Genomic DNA, 14,540 nt, shown 5'->3' with positions numbered 1-14,540 from the left:
TTTAGACTTTGCTCCGAATAATATCGGCCCAAACAGGCAAATGATCTGAGGCAATTCTCGCTGGTTGGGCGCTATGGATGTCGGTATCCAGATGTGAAAGCTCTGAACTAAGTGCGAAACGATCAAGTCTTGCAACGGGGCTTAGGGCTGGAAAGCTGGGAGGTGATTGGATGAAACTCACTCCTTTGGCGGTCGCGTCAAGATCGCGTCCCGTACCCCATTCGTTAAAATCACCTGCGAAAACGGTACTCATGTAGGGAAGCTGTCTCAGATGGCGAACGATGGCCGCGATTTGAAGCAGCCGATAGTGGCGCAAAAGTCCTAAATGCAGACCGACGATACGGATTTCTCCAATCGGTGTTTGCAGGTCAGCATAAATTGCGCCCCTGGGTTCAAGGCCGGGAAGGTTAATGTGTCCGGTGTCGCAAACTTCAACGTCTGGCGATGCCAGCATCGCATTGCCATGCCAACCAAGAGACCCACCCGGAGCACCGAACGGTAGAATCCGCCATCCATGATCTTCAACCATTCCATGCGGGAGAGCCGCCGGACGAGGGGGGAGGCGCTTGTCTACCTCCTGCAGAACCACCACATGAGCTTGAATCGCCTCGATAACCTGCAAAGTTCGATCAGGTCGGCGGCGAAGATCTAGCCCAATGCATTTCTGTAAGTTGTAGGTTGCGATGCGCAACCGGGGTATACTCATATTTCTGATATCAACACAGCCTCTGGGAGTTGTCACCACATGTTTGCAGACCAGCCCAAATTGGCCAAACTGATCTGGCTAGGCCTTGCTGTAACCGCATTGATCGCTCTTTTCTTCGCGCGCTGGCAACTTGCTTTTGTGTCGACCATGACACTGATGCTGTCGATGGCGCCCGTGGTGATTTCCCGATGGGCCAATGTGAGGGTTCCAGACAGCTTTGTTGTGGGAGTGGTTCTGTTTGTCGGTGGTACACTGTTTCTGGGCGAAGTCTTTGATTTCTACGAACGGTACTGGTGGTGGGACGTTGCCATGCACGGAGGATCAGCCGTTGCCTTTGGGCTCACCGGTTTTTTGTTGATTTTCATGATGTTTCAGGGAGATCGATACGCCGCGCCGCCATTTGGAGTGGCGGTTTTTGCATTCTGTTTCGCAGTCACAATTGGAGTGGCTTGGGAAGTTTTTGAGTTTTCAATGGATAGGTTGCTTGGATTGAATATGCAAAAATCCGGGCTTTCTGACACAATGGGAGATCTGATCGTTGATGCTGTTGGCGCTGGAGTTGGTGCTGCCGCAGGTTATCTCTATCTTCACGGGCGTGAGCGAGGAGGGCTGACTGGGATTATCGACGAATTCGTACGGCGAAACCCTCGGTTTTTCAGACGCCGGAAGTAACGCCTGGAGATCGTACTTTCCGAAACAGGTCACCAGCGAATTTTTGGCATGGCCATGGGCACAGATACCGACGAGGAGACACGGCGCGCTAGACGATAGGGTTTAGACAAGAAACCGTTTTAACGACTCTTAGTTCTGCTGTAGCGCGCCGTTTTCCCAATCTCCGGTGGCTTCTTGACCAGAGGCGTATTTCATCGTTCCTGCACCCTGACGCTTACCGGCCTTGAACGTGCCTTCATAGACATCGCCATTAGCATAGGTCGCGACGCCTTGCCCTTCGATTTCACCGGCTTTCCATTCGCCAGTATAGGTGAAACCGTCGGGCATTGTGATTGTGCCTTGACCTTCGCGTTGACCATCCACGAAGTTGCCCGCGTAGGTCGTTCCATCTGTGTAGGTCGCGGTGCCTTCGCCGTGACGCTGACCATCTGCCCATGAACCTTCATAGCGATAGCCGTCCGCGTAAGTCATGACACCCTGTCCGTGGTTCTTGGCGTTTTGAAACTCACCTTCGTAAACAAGCCCATTTGCATAGGTCGCCTTGCCGGTCCCTTGAATGACGCCGCCCTTCCAATCGCCCTCGTAAACAGAACCATCAGGATAGGTGATCATGCCTTGGCCATCCGCGAGGTCTTCCATAAAGGCACCCACATAGATGGAACCATCAGGGTAGGTGACGGTTCCATTTCCTTGGATTTGGCCTGCGACCCAATCGCCTTCGTATTTGTAGCCATCTGCGCCGATGAAGACGCCATTGCCTTCGCGGCGGTCGGCTTTGAACTCGCCTTCGTAAATGTCGCCATTGGCATAGAGAACCCGGCCGAACCCTTCGCGCTGGCCGCCAACAAGCGTACCATCATAAACATCGCCATTTGGCTGAGTCAGCTTGCCGTGACCGTCAATTTGCCCCGCACTCCAGAGGCCTTCATAGACCAGCCCGTCTGGCATCGTCAGCGTGCCGGTACCTTGGCGTTGACCCGCAATGATGGCGCCGTTGTAGACGGCTCCGTCAGGGTAAGTGATCTGGCCTGTACCTTCTTTCACACCGTTGACCCAGTCTCCGGCGTAAACATACCCACCGGGGCTGCGCATGGTGCCGGTGCCGTGGTGCATGGCGTTCACAAAGCCACCCTCGTAGGTCACACCGTTTGCATAGGTCGCCAGACCCTGACCGGTGATCTTCCCATCAACCCATTCGCCTTCGTAAGTGCCGCCATCGGTAAAGGTGATCTTGCCGATGCCTTCTGGTTTCCCTTTGACAAATTCGCCTTCATACAGCGAGCCGTTGGGGAAGCGGGCTTGGCCCATGCCAAGGATTTCGCCTTCAACCCAAGCGCCTGTGTATTCGTATCCATTTGGAAGACGATAGGTGCCGGTGCCGTGCTGCAATCCGTCTTTGAAGGTGCCCTCATAGACACCGCCATCATCGTATTGCTTGGTCAAAACACCACTGTCTTGCGCATATGCTGGGCTGGTGGTGCCGAGAGCTGCCACCATTGCAATCATAGAAAGTGCGAGTTTGGTTTTCATTATTTTGCCCCTGCTGGCCTGCGCCTCAGCGGAAATTTAGTGCAGGGCGGCCTGCGGGGCAACGCCTTTTGCCGCTTTACGCTTTTCCTTGGGGCTGGTTCTGCTAAATCTTGCGCAAGTTGGAAGGATCAGGCCCCGGAGTGCGATCATGGCAGACAAATTCCGAGTGACATTGGCGCAGGCCAACCCGGTGATGGGCGACATCGCGGGGAACGCGGCCAAAGCGAAATCTGCCTGGGCAGAAGGCAAAGCGGCAGGTTCTGATCTTGTTGCGCTGCCTGAGATGTTCATTCTTGGATACAACCCACAGGATTTGGTGATGAAGCCCTCGGTGCAAGCCGCCTGTTTGGCAGCCGTCGAACAATTGGCAATCGACTGTGCCGACGGACCTGCATTGGCCATCGGAGGGCCATTTGCTGAAGACGATAAGCTGTTTAATGCCTACTTCATCCTGAAGGGTGGAAAAATTGCTAGCAAACAACTGAAACACCACCTGCCAAACTACAACGTCTTCGACGAAGTGCGGGTGTTTGATTCCGGCCCCATGGGTGGCCCGTATGCCGTCGGGAATACGCGCATTGGGTCTCCAATCTGCGAAGACGCCTGGTATGAAGATGTCGCAGAGACAATGCAGGAAACCGGTGCCGAATTCCTGCTGGTTCCAAATGGGTCACCTTACTACCGTGATAAGTTTGATCGCCGCATGAGCCACATGGTGGCGCGCGTGATCGAAACCGGCCTGCCGCTGATTTATCTCAATATGGTGGGCGGACAGGATGATCAGGTTTTTGACGGTGGTTCTTTTGTCCTGAACCCGGGCGGACACCTCGCGGTGCAGCTGCCTGTCTTTGATGAAATGATCGCACATGTGGATCTGGTGCGCGGCGAAGACGGCTGGGTCTGTGAACAGGGCGAACGGGCTCTGCTGCCTGCAGGAGAAGAGCAGGACTACCGCGTCAGCGTCGAAGCCCTGCGCGATTACATGGGAAAGACAGGCTTTAAGAAGGTTCTTTTGGGACTGTCTGGCGGTATCGATTCCGCGATCGTTGCAACCATTGCGGTTGATGCGCTGGGCGCTGAAAACGTGCGCTGCGTGATGCTGCCATCTGAGTACACTTCGCAAGGCTCGCTGGATGACGCTGAAGACATCGCGAAACGGTTGGGCGTGCACTATGATTATGTGCCGATCAAAGAAAGCCGCGACGCCGTCACCAATACGCTTGCGCCGCTTTTTGTAGGTCTTGAAGAAGGGCTGACGGAAGAAAACATCCAATCGCGCCTGCGCGGGCTTCTCTTGATGGCCATGTCTAATAAATTTGGCGAGATGCTGCTGACGACAGGCAATAAATCCGAGGTCGCAGTTGGCTATGCCACGATCTATGGCGACATGAACGGTGGCTATAATCCGATCAAGGACATGTACAAAACCCGTGTTTTTGAAACCTGCCGCTGGCGCAACGAAAACCACCGGGAATGGATGAACGGGCCGTCGGGCGAGGTGATCCCGGTGACGATCATCGACAAACCACCGTCTGCAGAGCTGCGTCCGGATCAGAAAGACGAAGACAGCCTGCCGCCCTATGACATTCTCGACGGCATTCTTGAGATGCTGGTCGATCAGGAGAAATCCGTAGCGGATTGCGTCGAGGCCGGGTATGAGCGTGCGACGGTCAAGCGGGTCGAACACCTGCTTTACATCAGCGAATACAAGCGCTTCCAGTCTGCACCCGGCGCGCGTCTGTCCAAGAAAGCCTTTTGGATGGATCGGCGCTATCCGATTGTGAACCGGTTCCGAGATGAGAGTTAAGCAACGCTGATTGACCGGCTTGTCACCTGTGGCTAGCCTCCGAGCATGACGCGAGATTATCATCTGTTAGGTGAAGGCGCGCGCCTCGCGCAGGAAAGCGGGCTCGCGAACCCAAAGTGGTTTAAACCGACAATCGACCCTGCGGTTGTCAGGGGGCTTATGCAGAAGTCAGACCGGATCGCGATGCGAGATACCCTGATCTGGCTGGGTGCCATGTTGGTGCTCGCAGGAATCGGCATTGCGCTTTGGCCAAGCCTTTGGTCATTGCCGTTCTGGGCGGCCTATGGGGTGCTTTATGGTTCTGGCGGAGACTCTCGGTGGCATGAGTGTGGGCATAAAACGGCTTTCAAAACCGCTTGGATGAACACCGTTGTTTACCAGATAGCTTCCTTCATGATGATGCGGTCTCCCGTTGTCTGGCGGGCCAGCCATGTGCGGCATCACACGGATACAATCATCGTCGGCCGGGACCCTGAGATTGTCGCGATGCGCCCGCCGGATTTGTGGCGAATTGTGTTGAACCTGTTTGGTATCATCGATGTTTATCAGGCAGTTGGGCGCATGTTATTGCATGCAAGCGGGCGACTTGATCCCGAAGAGGCGAGTTTCGTCAGGGATCTGGATATAGCTCGGGTGACCCGCGTCGCACGGATTTGGCTGGCGATTTATTTGGGGGTTATTGCGCTGTCGATGCTGCTGGGGTCAATATTGCCACTGATGGTGATCGGCCTGCCGCGTCTTTATGGTGCGTGGCATCATGTGATGACCGGTCTTCTGCAGCATTTGGGACTGGCAGAAAATGTCACTGACCATCGCCTGAACACCAGAACGGTTATGATGAACCCGGTTAGCCGGTTCATTTACCTGAATATGAACTACCACCTTGAACATCACATGTTCACCATGGTGCCCTATTACAACTTGCCCAAATTGCACGAGTATCTCAGGGATCAGTTGCCCGTGCCGGAGCGGTCAATTCCAGCGGCTTATCGTCGACTAATGCCGGTGCTCTGGCGCCAATTGCGTGACGAGGAGGCTGTAATTCTGCAAGACTTACCGGAGGGCGCGCCGCCATATGGCTCTGAGGCCGAGCTTTTGCGTCCGCATGCCGTTTGAACGGTGACACTAGAGGATAGAGACGTGCAGCTACTCATCATTTATCACTCTCGCACAGGCGGCAGTCGCCAGATGGCTGAGGCCGCTTATGCGGCGGCGAAAGACGAGTGCGATGTGACCCTGATGCGGGCCGAGGATGCCGAACCTAAGCATCTTCTGGGAGCAGATGGCTACATCTTCTGCGCGCCTGAAAATCTGGCGGCTTTGTCCGGGATGATGAAAGAGTTCTTCGATCGCTGTTATTACCCGGTGCTTGGAAAGCTTGAAGGCCGCCCATACGCGCAGATGATCTGTGCGGGCTCTGACGGAGAGAATGCGGTGCGTCAGTTGGCGCGAATAACAACAGGGTGGCGTTTAAAGGAAGTGCAGCCGGCCATCATTGTGAACACCAGCGCGCAAACCGAAGCGGCCATTCTGGCGCCCAAAACCATTCCGGAGAATGACTTGGCCAAATGTCGAGACATTGGCCAAGCGCTGGCTGCCGGGTTGGCAATGGGTGTCTTCTAAACCTCAGAGCATCAATTGATAGCTCGCTGGCACGTAGTGAAACCCATCTCCACGGGTTTCAACATAACCAACGCCGGGGAATGGCATGTGATAGCCGATAAACGGGATGTTATCCGCAGCCATCATGTCGAGCATTTTGCGCCGCGTTGCGGCTGCCGCTGACTTGTCCATATCAAAGCGCACTTCCCAATCAGGATGGGCGACAGACCAGACATAATGGTTGGCGAAATCTGCGCCCAGTACCAATTGTTGACCATTGCTTTCTAACCGGTAAGTCATATGGCCCGGCGTATGTCCGAAGGCTCCCATGGCGGTGACGCCAGAGGCAACCGACACGCCATCCCCAATCATCGCAAATTTATCTGCGAGGGGCCGTACTTTGACTTCGAAGCGTTCGTTTTCAGCCTTGGCCCAGAAATCGAACTCAGCAGATCCGGTGACATAACGCGCGTTTTTGAAGGTTTCTCCGCCATCACCATAAAGACCTCCGATGTGATCTCCGTGCATATGGGTGATTACAACGACGTCGATCTGATCGGCATTATAACCTGCGTCAGCCAGTGCTCTGGTGATACCAGCCGGGTTTAAACCAGTGTCAAAAAGGATCAGCTCGGTGCCTGTGTTCACGACAGTTGGTGTGAAAAAGAACTGTGCAACGTCTGTTGGGATATTGGCTTCTGCAGACACCGCGTCGAACTCACTGCCATCCACATTCAATCCAAAAATGTTTTTGGGATCTTCCACAGCGCGCGTACCAGCAAGGAGCGTCGTGACCTCAAAGCCACCGAGCTTCATGCGATTAAAGCGCGTCCCGCCAACACCCATCATCTCTGCGGCACCAAAGGCTTTGCTGGCACCCGCAATCAACGGCAATGTGGCGCCACCAATCATCAGATCTCTGCGGGATAGTTTTCCGTGGGATAGTGTCTTGGTCTTGTGCATGGCATCCTCCTGAGCAGCTGACGAAGATGATAGGTTGATTCCGAATATTTCAAGATAGCGATTGCGTGATCCGGAGGTGAGCATGGCGAAAGCACAAAACAAGACAGTGGCCAGCGGGGAAGACCCGCGGGACTTTCTTCTGAAAGTGGAGCATCCAACTCGCCGAGAGGACGGTTTGGTGCTACTCGATCTATTTACAGAGGTCAGCGGATTTGAACCGGTGATGTGGGGGCCGTCCATCATTGGGTTTGGCCGGTATCACTACATATATGAAAGCGGCCGAGAGGGCGATTTCCTTGCGACCGGTTTTTCACCACGAAAGTCCAATCTCTCGATCTACATCATGCCCGGCTATCAGGATTATTCAGAGATCATGGGGAGGCTTGGTAAACATAAGCTTGGGAAAAGCTGCCTCTATGTAAACAAACTCGCAGACATCGACCTGGATGTGCTGCGAGAACTCGTCGGGGCAGGGCTGAAAGACCTCGACAAAATCTGGACAGTAGAGGCGCGATAGGCGCCTCTGCTAACGTTATTTACTAAACGAGGCTCAGAGCGTCGAGCATGGCCGAAGCAAGTTCACGTGTCGCGTTGAACATTGTGGTGACTTGATACGTAATGATGAACAGCGCCGGATAGAGAAACTGCTCACGGCGAATTAGCCAGCGGGTCAATTGCGTCTGACTGATGAGTTTTGCAACGGGTCTGAACAGAACCATTGCAACACCTGCGCCGACCAATGCACCCGCCAGGACATCAGATGGCCAGTGAAACCCAAGAAACACGCGTGCAAATGCGATTGCGATTATGCTGTGGACGAAAGCAATATAGCCGATGCGTTTTTGGATCAGGAAGAAGCAGGTCGAGAGTGCAAAGAACATGACTGCGTGATCGCTTGGAAAGGCACTCCAGCCAGATAGGATGGATGGATCCAAGTCGAAGGATAATTGCATTTTTATGTCTGGATCATGCAGCGGACGCAGGCGAAAAGGTAGAAGAGTTGCCATGGCACGGCCGATAACAATGGCTACGGCGGCCACAACGAGCATGGCCAAGAGGCGAGCACGGTAGACCATCCGATTGTAGGATGGCGCAAACCAAAGCGCCCAGAAGAAGATCATGGGCAAGGCTCCCTTGAGTAGTGGATTGGTCGCGATGTTACAGATGGCGCGGTCAAACAGGTCTGACCGCCCGCCAATCGATTGAATCGCATCGAAAATGGTCGTGTCCATCGAATTCTCCTTTTCAAAAATTTCTTGCCCCAAAATATCCTGCAACTTTAGGTGATTTTCCGCGCTCACCTGATAGGCCTATGGGGGTGAAGAGCCGCCAATGCGGAGAGGCACCTGTCCAAACGGGTATGGAGGTCACAGCGCGGTTTTGTGTGCATTTTAGAACGATCAGCGCAGAGCCTTGTTCTGGACAATGGCAATGGCTTGTGACAAGCAGCGCGGGATATTTGGAGACGTCTTATGACCACTACTCGATTTGCCCCGTCGCCCACGGGCTATATCCATGTTGGCAACCTGCGCACTGCACTGATGAACTTCCTGATCGCCAAGAAGGCGGGCGGGACATTCATTCTGCGTATCGATGATACGGATCCAGAACGGTCCAAGCAGGAATATGTTGATGCGATCCAAGAAGATCTGGAATGGCTGGGTCTGACCTGGGACAAGATCGAGCGTCAGTCTGAGCGTCTGGACCGCTACCATGCAGCAGCCGACAAGCTGCGTGAGATGGGCAAGTTCTACGAGTGTTTTGAGACACCGACTGAACTCGACCTCAAGCGTAAAAAACAACTGAACATGGGCAAACCGCCGGTCTACGATCGCGCGGCGTTGAACCTGTCTGATGAAGAGCGCGAGAAGCTGCGCGCAGAACGCGGCGATGGCCACTGGCGCTTCAAACTGGATCAAACACGCATCAACTGGGCGGATGGTGTGTTGGGTGATCTGTCGATTGACGCGGCGTCTGTGTCTGACCCGGTTCTGATCCGTGGCGATGGCCAGTTCCTCTATACGCTGGCATCCGTTGTAGATGACACGGAAATGGGTGTGACCCATGTTGTGCGCGGCTCTGACCACGTCACCAACACAGCGACCCAAATTCAGATGATCGAAGCGATGGGCGGCACGGTTCCAACATTTGCACACCATTCGCTGCTGACCGGTCCTCAGGGCGAAAGCCTCTCGAAACGTCTAGGCACATTGGCACTGCGCGATCTGCGTGAAGCAGGTGTTGAGCCAATGGCGCTTTTGAGCCTAATGGCGCGTCTTGGTTCTAGCCAGCCGGTTGAGCTGCGTGGCTCGATTGACGAGATTGCAGAAGGTTTTGACATCAGCCAGTTCGGCACAGCGCCGACCAAGTTTGATGTACAGGATCTCTATCCATTGACCGCCCGCCTGCTGGGCGACCGCTCTTTGGCCGAGGTTGCAGATGATGTGGCCGCGGCTGGGGTGCCATCTGAGCTGGCGGAGCAATTCTGGATGGTCGTGCGCGAGAACATCACAACTCGTAAAGACATCGCTCCCTGGTGGGATCTCTTCGCGAACGGTGCGGAACCAGTGATCGACGACGAAGACAAAGACTTTGTTACCGAAGCCATGGCGTTGCTGCCGGAAGGGCCATTTGACGGTGAAACCTGGGGTGCTTGGACCAAGGCTGTGAAAGAAGCAACTGGCCGCAAGGGGCGGGGTCTGTTCATGCCACTGCGCAAGGCACTGACCGGTCAGAGCCATGGCCCTGACATGTCCGCGGTCCTGCCGCTGCTGAAGGTGATCAAAGCGCGGGGATAATCTGTCCAGCCAAATGTTTCAAAAGGCCGCTCTCTCTCTAGGGCGGCCTTTTTGTTTGCGCCGTGATGTATGTGCATTTTTGCAGATTGGCATGGGGTTCGCTTCGTGATCTGTTAAGACATGGACAGAGGGAGCGTGTAAATGGCTGATGCCCCGGCGAATGCACAGGCGAAATTTCTAACAGGCAGTTTGTTCCGGCATGTGGTTGTCATGTCGGCCACATCATCGGTTGGCCTAATGGCAATCTTCCTTGTTGATCTGGTCGATATGGTCTTCATCTCAATGCTTGGCAAAGATGAGCTGGCTGCAGCTGTCGGATACGCTGGTGCGATCCTGTTTTTCACTTCAAGCTTTGGTATCGGAATGGCCATTGCAGCAGGCGCGCTTGTTGCGCAGGCCTTGGGTGAGGGCGATCGGCAGAAGGCTGGACGCCGCGCTGCGACCTCATTGCTCTATGGCTTTATTTTTGCTGCAATTTTTGCCGCGCTGGTTTGGTTTAATCTCGAATACCTCGCGGGCCTCATGGGGGCTAGTGGCCTTACGCTTGAGCTCGCTGTCAGCTACCTGCAGATCATCATTCCCACTCTGCCAATCCTGCTGATAGCCATGGTGGGCGGCGCGATCCTGCGCGCTCATGGCGACGCGCGCCGTTCAATGATGTCCACGATTATTGGCGGGGCAGTGAACGCTGTACTCGACCCGATCCTGATCTTTGGTCTGGATATGGAGCTGTCCGGCGCGGCATGGGCTTCTGTCGCAGCGCGTTTTGCGATTGCCTTCTTTGCACTCTATCCGGTGATAAAGGTGCACAAAGGTTTAGATAAACCGACACCGTCGCAATTCCGTATTGATCTGATGGCGATCGTTGGCATTGCAGGGCCTGCCATTCTGACCCAACTCGCAACGCCAATTGGGCAAGCCTATGTGACTCGCACGATGGCCACATATGGCGAGGACGCGGTTGCTGGTATGGCCATCGTCGCACGTCTTACCCCAGTGGCATTCGGTATGATCTTTGCGCTCTCTGGTGCGGTAGGCCCAGTCATCGGGCAGAACTTTGGAGCCGGACAGTATGACCGTGTACGAACCGCTTTCCGCGAGGGCTTGCTGTTTACCGCCATGTGGGTGGGCGGAATGACTGTGCTGTTGTTTCTGCTCAGAGATCCACTGGTCGCCCTGTTTAGCGCCGAAGGCATGGCCGTTACCTTGCTCTATCTCTTCTGCGGACCGCTGGCTTTGGCTTTCTTCTTCAACGGTGTGCTTTTCGTTTCCAACGCCGCTTTCAACAACCTTGGCCACCCATTTTATTCCACATGGATCAACTGGGGCCGGCACACTCTGGGTACCATTCCATTTGTCTGGATTGGAGCTGCGTGGTGGGGAGCACCGGGCGTTCTGATCGGTCAGGCCGTGGGGGGGGTGATCTTTGCGGGCATTGCCTTGATCCTCGCTTATCGCGTCATGTCTCTTCGCAAAGAGCCCGACCAAGCACCATTTGCCCGCCAAGGTCGTCTGATGTCTATAATGCACCTGCGCCGTTAAGGGAGATATCGACAGTCAATCCGAGACAGTTCTGCATCTACCAACCGCGTTTCTTCTGGTGTGAGAATCTGGTGGCGCGGGTAAATCGGATCGTTCCTGTCATTTTTGATCGGGGCTTCCCAGCCTATTGTCGTGTTAAAAAACGCGCGAACACCTTCGATACCAAATTCCATCAGATAGCCCTGAACAACAACATCTAGGTAGCTCAAATAGATCGGCTTCAGCTCTTCACTTGCCGGATGTTTGTCGATCGGCACAGTGTAGGTCGCAATGTCAGCAGGGTTTGAAAGATCGTGGCGGATTGCATGGTTCACTGGCACGCGATCATAGGCATGTTCGCGCTGGTCTAACTCTGCCCAATCGTCGTTGGGCACATGCGCAATCAGCCCGGTAATCGTAACGTTTTCGCAGGGTTCGACTGTTAAAATGGGGCGCGGGGCATATGTGGTCTGCCGCCAGACGCGCCGCCAGCCTGTCAGCGTTGCGGGCTGAATATCCCCGTAATCATGGGTGCGCCGGTTTACTAGGCTGCCGTAGCCAAAGAAATAAGGGGCTGTCATAGGCTCAGAAATCGCGCGCTGCTTGATCTGTGTCAATTCGAAAAGATGAGGTCGCGGGTAAGGTTTTCAGCAAACCAAGCGGAGATGACGACAATGCGCATGACAAAACGAACCAACCTCGCGATGCGTGTTTTGATGTTTTGTGCCGTCAACAAAGGGCGTTTGGTCACCAAAGCGGAGATATCTGGTATTTGTCAGACTTCTGAAAATCATCTTGCGCAAGTGATCAATGAATTGGGTCATCTTGGCTATTTGAACACCCACCGAGGGCGCAATGGCGGGGTTGAGCTTGGCCGTGAGGCCAGCGCAATCCAAATAGGAGAAATCTTCCGCCAAATGGAAGGCCCTGTGCCGGAGAATGATTGCTTTGCGGATACCGATGGAAGCTGTCCTTTGGTGGAAGCATGTCGTCTCAAAGAAGCACTGCAACGCGCGGCTGAGGCTTTCTTCGCAAGTCTTGATGATCTGACCCTCGACAGTTTGATTTGTAATAACAAAGCATTGCAGAAAATTTTGCTTCCAGATCCGTGCTTGTCGTAAATGGGCTTGAATATGTCGAATCTCACATCTAATTTGTCACCTAAGCTAAGGTGACTCGGGAGAACCGGGTAACCCGGTGCCGAAGGAGCAACCGCCCCGGAAACTCTCAGGCCAAAGGGACCGACGTCATCCGCTGAACTCTGGAGAGTGGTGCAAATGCACCCGCCGAAGGGATAACGATCTCAGGCGAAAGGACAGAGGGGGCATCGCGCGCAGGGACAATCTGCGCAAATGTGATGCCGGTAGTCTGCACTCAGCATGCTCCGGAATAAGGGAGCGACATAGATGGCTGAGACAGGTGACCTGAACCATACGCCGCTATTTGATCTGCATGCTGAACTCGGTGCCAAGATGGTGCCATTTGCTGGCTATTCCATGCCTGTGCAATATCCACTTGGAGTGATGAAAGAGCATCTGCATTGCCGTGCGCAGGCAGGGTTGTTTGATGTGAGCCACATGGGGCAAGTGATCCTTCGCGGCGAAAACTACGAGGCGGTTGCGCATGCTTTTGAAACTCTGGTGCCGATGGATGTTGCGGATTTGGATCAGAACAAGCAACGCTACGGGTTTTTTACAAATGATGACGGTGGGATCGAAGACGATCTGATGTTTGCCAATCGTGGCGATCATCTCTTTGTCGTGGTCAATGCAGCCTGCAAAGAAGCCGATATCGCCCGGATGAAGGCGGCATTGGAGCCTGAAGTCACAGTTGATGAAATCACTGGCCGGGCTTTGATTGCACTGCAAGGCCCCGCAGCAGAGGCGGCTCTGGCGCGCCTCAATCCTGTCGCCGAGGAAATGGTCTTCATGGATGTCGCCAATCTCGAATTGGCTGGGGCAGAGTGTTGGGTCTCTCGCTCCGGGTACACCGGCGAAGATGGGTTCGAAATCTCAGTGCCGCATGATGCGGCAGAGGCGCTTTGCCGGGCGCTGCTTGAGATGGAGGAGGTCGAACCCATCGGCCTGGGTGCACGTGACAGTCTGCGCCTCGAAGCCGGGCTCTGCCTTTATGGCAATGATATCGACGCCACCACAAACCCCATTGAAGCGGGTCTGATCTGGGCGATCCAGAAGGTGCGCCGTGCAGGTGGCGAGCGCGAAGGCGGCTTTCCGGGCGCAGCCCATATCTTAAGTGCCATGGCTGAAGGTGTGGCCCACAAACGAGTAGGATTGCTGCCGCAGGGGCGGGCGCCAATGCGTGCAGGTACTCCGATTTTTGCAACCGATGACGGCGGGGAGCCAATTGGCACCGTGACCTCTGGTGGCTTTGGCCCAACCGTGAATGGCCCGGTGGCCATGGGCTATATTGGCAGCAGCTACGCGGCTGTTGGAACTGACTTATTCGGCGAGGTCCGAGGCAAACGTATGCCGCTGAAAGTGGCGAAGCTGCCATTGGTCCCAGCCAACTTCAAACGCTGAACAGAATACACAGGAGCGAACCCATGAAATTTACTGAAGAGCACGAATGGCTGCGCGTTGAGGGCGATGTTGTGGTGGTCGGCGTCACCGCCCACGCGGCAGAACAATTGGGCGATGTTGTTTTTGTCGAACTGCCAGAGATCGATACTGAAGTGTCAAAAGATGACGAAGTCTGCGTGATTGAATCTGTGAAGGCCGCCTCAGACATTCTCGCACCTCTGGATGGTGAGATCGTCGAAGTGAATGAAGCGCTCGTAGATGAGCCTGGCAAAGTCAATGAAGATCCGATTGGCGATGCATGGTTCTTCAAAATGAAAGCGTCTGATCTGAGCCAGATGGACGATTACATGGACGAAGCCGCTTATAACAACTTCATCGGGTAAAATATTGCCCGGTTCAAG

At 54.5% G+C, this 14,540-nt stretch carries 15 protein-coding genes and 1 riboswitch; of the genes, 10 read left to right on the top strand and 5 right to left on the bottom strand.

Annotated features, from left to right (window positions below; translation table 11 throughout):
• Position 1: 1 nt before the first annotated feature.
• Positions 2 to 706 (bottom strand): endonuclease/exonuclease/phosphatase family protein, encoded by a 705-nt coding sequence (locus M0D42_RS10925; protein ID WP_265018642.1) that lies wholly within the window; start codon positions 704 to 706, stop codon positions 2 to 4.
• A gap of 39 nt (positions 707 to 745) precedes the next feature.
• Here M0D42_RS10925 and M0D42_RS10920 point away from each other — a divergent pair, with 39 nt between their 5' ends.
• On the top strand, positions 746 to 1,378 hold the full coding sequence (locus M0D42_RS10920) for a hypothetical protein (RefSeq protein ID WP_265018641.1): 633 nt from the start codon (positions 746 to 748) through the stop codon (positions 1,376 to 1,378).
• 129 nt (positions 1,379 to 1,507) lie between these two features.
• Here the strand turns inward: M0D42_RS10920 and M0D42_RS10915 are convergent, their stop codons facing one another.
• Positions 1,508 to 2,908, bottom strand: coding sequence for an MORN repeat-containing protein (locus M0D42_RS10915; RefSeq protein WP_265018640.1), 1,401 nt, complete (start codon positions 2,906 to 2,908; stop codon positions 1,508 to 1,510).
• Between the two features lie 148 nt (positions 2,909 to 3,056).
• Here M0D42_RS10915 and M0D42_RS10910 point away from each other — a divergent pair, with 148 nt between their 5' ends.
• The 3 genes from M0D42_RS10910 (at position 3,057) to M0D42_RS10900 (ending at position 6,338) form a co-directional block, all read left to right on the top strand.
• On the top strand, positions 3,057 to 4,715 hold the full coding sequence (locus M0D42_RS10910; RefSeq protein ID WP_265018639.1) for an NAD+ synthase: 1,659 nt from the start codon (positions 3,057 to 3,059) through the stop codon (positions 4,713 to 4,715).
• A 45-nt stretch (positions 4,716 to 4,760) separates the two neighbouring features.
• Positions 4,761 to 5,831, top strand: coding sequence for a fatty acid desaturase family protein (locus tag M0D42_RS10905; protein ID WP_265018638.1), 1,071 nt, complete (start codon positions 4,761 to 4,763; stop codon positions 5,829 to 5,831).
• 72 nt (positions 5,832 to 5,903) lie between these two features.
• On the top strand, positions 5,904 to 6,338 hold the full coding sequence (locus tag M0D42_RS10900; RefSeq protein ID WP_265021140.1) for a flavodoxin family protein: 435 nt from the start codon (positions 5,904 to 5,906) through the stop codon (positions 6,336 to 6,338).
• Between the two features lie 3 nt (positions 6,339 to 6,341).
• Here the strand turns inward: M0D42_RS10900 and M0D42_RS10895 are convergent, their stop codons facing one another.
• The gene (locus M0D42_RS10895; RefSeq protein WP_265018637.1) at positions 6,342 to 7,280 is read right to left on the bottom strand and encodes an MBL fold metallo-hydrolase; all 939 of its coding nucleotides are present in this window, start codon (positions 7,278 to 7,280) and stop codon (positions 6,342 to 6,344) included.
• Between the two features lie 82 nt (positions 7,281 to 7,362).
• On the opposite strand from M0D42_RS10895, the gene M0D42_RS10890 reads away from it, so the two are divergent.
• Positions 7,363 to 7,797 carry a DUF1801 domain-containing protein gene (locus tag M0D42_RS10890; protein ID WP_265018636.1) on the top strand — a complete coding sequence of 145 codons (435 nt, stop codon included), beginning with the start codon at positions 7,363 to 7,365 and terminating at the stop codon, positions 7,795 to 7,797.
• A gap of 22 nt (positions 7,798 to 7,819) precedes the next feature.
• Here the strand turns inward: M0D42_RS10890 and M0D42_RS10885 are convergent, their stop codons facing one another.
• Positions 7,820 to 8,512: a phosphatase PAP2 family protein gene (locus M0D42_RS10885; protein ID WP_265018635.1), complete on the bottom strand. Its 693-nt coding sequence runs from the start codon at positions 8,510 to 8,512 to the stop codon at positions 7,820 to 7,822.
• A gap of 240 nt (positions 8,513 to 8,752) precedes the next feature.
• Between M0D42_RS10885 and gltX the strand changes: the two genes are divergently transcribed.
• Together gltX and M0D42_RS10875 are read left to right on the top strand one after the other, a co-directional pair.
• Entirely contained in the window at positions 8,753 to 10,078 is a 1,326-nt protein-coding gene (gltX, locus tag M0D42_RS10880; RefSeq protein ID WP_265018634.1) for a glutamate--tRNA ligase, read from the top strand.
• A gap of 141 nt (positions 10,079 to 10,219) precedes the next feature.
• Positions 10,220 to 11,620, top strand: coding sequence for an MATE family efflux transporter (locus tag M0D42_RS10875; protein WP_265018633.1), 1,401 nt, complete (start codon positions 10,220 to 10,222; stop codon positions 11,618 to 11,620).
• On the opposite strand, the gene M0D42_RS10870 is transcribed toward M0D42_RS10875, so the two are convergent.
• Complete coding sequence (locus M0D42_RS10870; RefSeq protein WP_265018632.1) at positions 11,617 to 12,180, bottom strand: gamma-glutamylcyclotransferase family protein; 564 nt, start codon at positions 12,178 to 12,180, stop codon at positions 11,617 to 11,619. The two genes, M0D42_RS10875 and M0D42_RS10870, sit on opposite strands and share 4 nt — an antisense overlap.
• A 93-nt stretch (positions 12,181 to 12,273) precedes the next feature.
• Here M0D42_RS10870 and M0D42_RS10865 point away from each other — a divergent pair, with 93 nt between their 5' ends.
• From M0D42_RS10865 to gcvH, 3 genes are all read left to right on the top strand, one after another.
• Positions 12,274 to 12,720, top strand: coding sequence for an RrF2 family transcriptional regulator (locus M0D42_RS10865; protein WP_265018631.1), 447 nt, complete (start codon positions 12,274 to 12,276; stop codon positions 12,718 to 12,720).
• A gap of 46 nt (positions 12,721 to 12,766) precedes the next feature.
• Positions 12,767 to 12,853, top strand: a riboswitch (glycine riboswitch).
• A gap of 152 nt (positions 12,854 to 13,005) precedes the next feature.
• On the top strand, positions 13,006 to 14,139 hold the full coding sequence (gene gcvT, locus M0D42_RS10860) for a glycine cleavage system aminomethyltransferase GcvT (protein WP_265018630.1): 1,134 nt from the start codon (positions 13,006 to 13,008) through the stop codon (positions 14,137 to 14,139).
• A 23-nt stretch (positions 14,140 to 14,162) separates the two neighbouring features.
• Entirely contained in the window at positions 14,163 to 14,522 is a 360-nt protein-coding gene (gcvH, locus tag M0D42_RS10855; protein ID WP_265018629.1) for a glycine cleavage system protein GcvH, read from the top strand.
• The last annotated feature ends 18 nt before the right edge of the window (positions 14,523 to 14,540 follow it).

This window comes from Cognatishimia activa (assembly GCF_026016445.1).
GTDB classification, from domain to species: domain Bacteria; phylum Pseudomonadota; class Alphaproteobacteria; order Rhodobacterales; family Rhodobacteraceae; genus Cognatishimia; species Cognatishimia activa_B.
This window is presented reverse-complemented; position numbering and strand designations above follow the sequence as displayed.

What these genes read in the sequence shown, in the direction of transcription:
- M0D42_RS10900 (WP_265021140.1), top strand. Translation starts at nt 5,904, where the DNA reads ATGGCTGAGGCCGCTTATGCGGCGGCGAAAGACGAGTGCGATGTGACC.
- M0D42_RS10925 (WP_265018642.1), bottom strand. Translation starts at nt 706, where the DNA reads ATGAGTATACCCCGGTTGCGCATCGCAACCTACAACTTACAGAAATGC.
- gcvT (WP_265018630.1), top strand. Translation starts at nt 13,006, where the DNA reads ATGGCTGAGACAGGTGACCTGAACCATACGCCGCTATTTGATCTGCAT.
- M0D42_RS10895 (WP_265018637.1), bottom strand. Translation starts at nt 7,280, where the DNA reads ATGCACAAGACCAAGACACTATCCCACGGAAAACTATCCCGCAGAGAT.
- M0D42_RS10920 (WP_265018641.1), top strand. Translation starts at nt 746, where the DNA reads ATGTTTGCAGACCAGCCCAAATTGGCCAAACTGATCTGGCTAGGCCTT.
- gltX (WP_265018634.1), top strand. Translation starts at nt 8,753, where the DNA reads ATGACCACTACTCGATTTGCCCCGTCGCCCACGGGCTATATCCATGTT.
- M0D42_RS10870 (WP_265018632.1), bottom strand. Translation starts at nt 12,180, where the DNA reads ATGACAGCCCCTTATTTCTTTGGCTACGGCAGCCTAGTAAACCGGCGC.
- M0D42_RS10915 (WP_265018640.1), bottom strand. Translation starts at nt 2,908, where the DNA reads ATGAAAACCAAACTCGCACTTTCTATGATTGCAATGGTGGCAGCTCTC.
- gcvH (WP_265018629.1), top strand. Translation starts at nt 14,163, where the DNA reads ATGAAATTTACTGAAGAGCACGAATGGCTGCGCGTTGAGGGCGATGTT.
- M0D42_RS10910 (WP_265018639.1), top strand. Translation starts at nt 3,057, where the DNA reads ATGGCAGACAAATTCCGAGTGACATTGGCGCAGGCCAACCCGGTGATG.
- M0D42_RS10885 (WP_265018635.1), bottom strand. Translation starts at nt 8,512, where the DNA reads ATGGACACGACCATTTTCGATGCGATTCAATCGATTGGCGGGCGGTCA.
- M0D42_RS10890 (WP_265018636.1), top strand. Translation starts at nt 7,363, where the DNA reads ATGGCGAAAGCACAAAACAAGACAGTGGCCAGCGGGGAAGACCCGCGG.
- M0D42_RS10865 (WP_265018631.1), top strand. Translation starts at nt 12,274, where the DNA reads ATGCGCATGACAAAACGAACCAACCTCGCGATGCGTGTTTTGATGTTT.
- M0D42_RS10875 (WP_265018633.1), top strand. Translation starts at nt 10,220, where the DNA reads ATGGCTGATGCCCCGGCGAATGCACAGGCGAAATTTCTAACAGGCAGT.
- M0D42_RS10905 (WP_265018638.1), top strand. Translation starts at nt 4,761, where the DNA reads ATGACGCGAGATTATCATCTGTTAGGTGAAGGCGCGCGCCTCGCGCAG.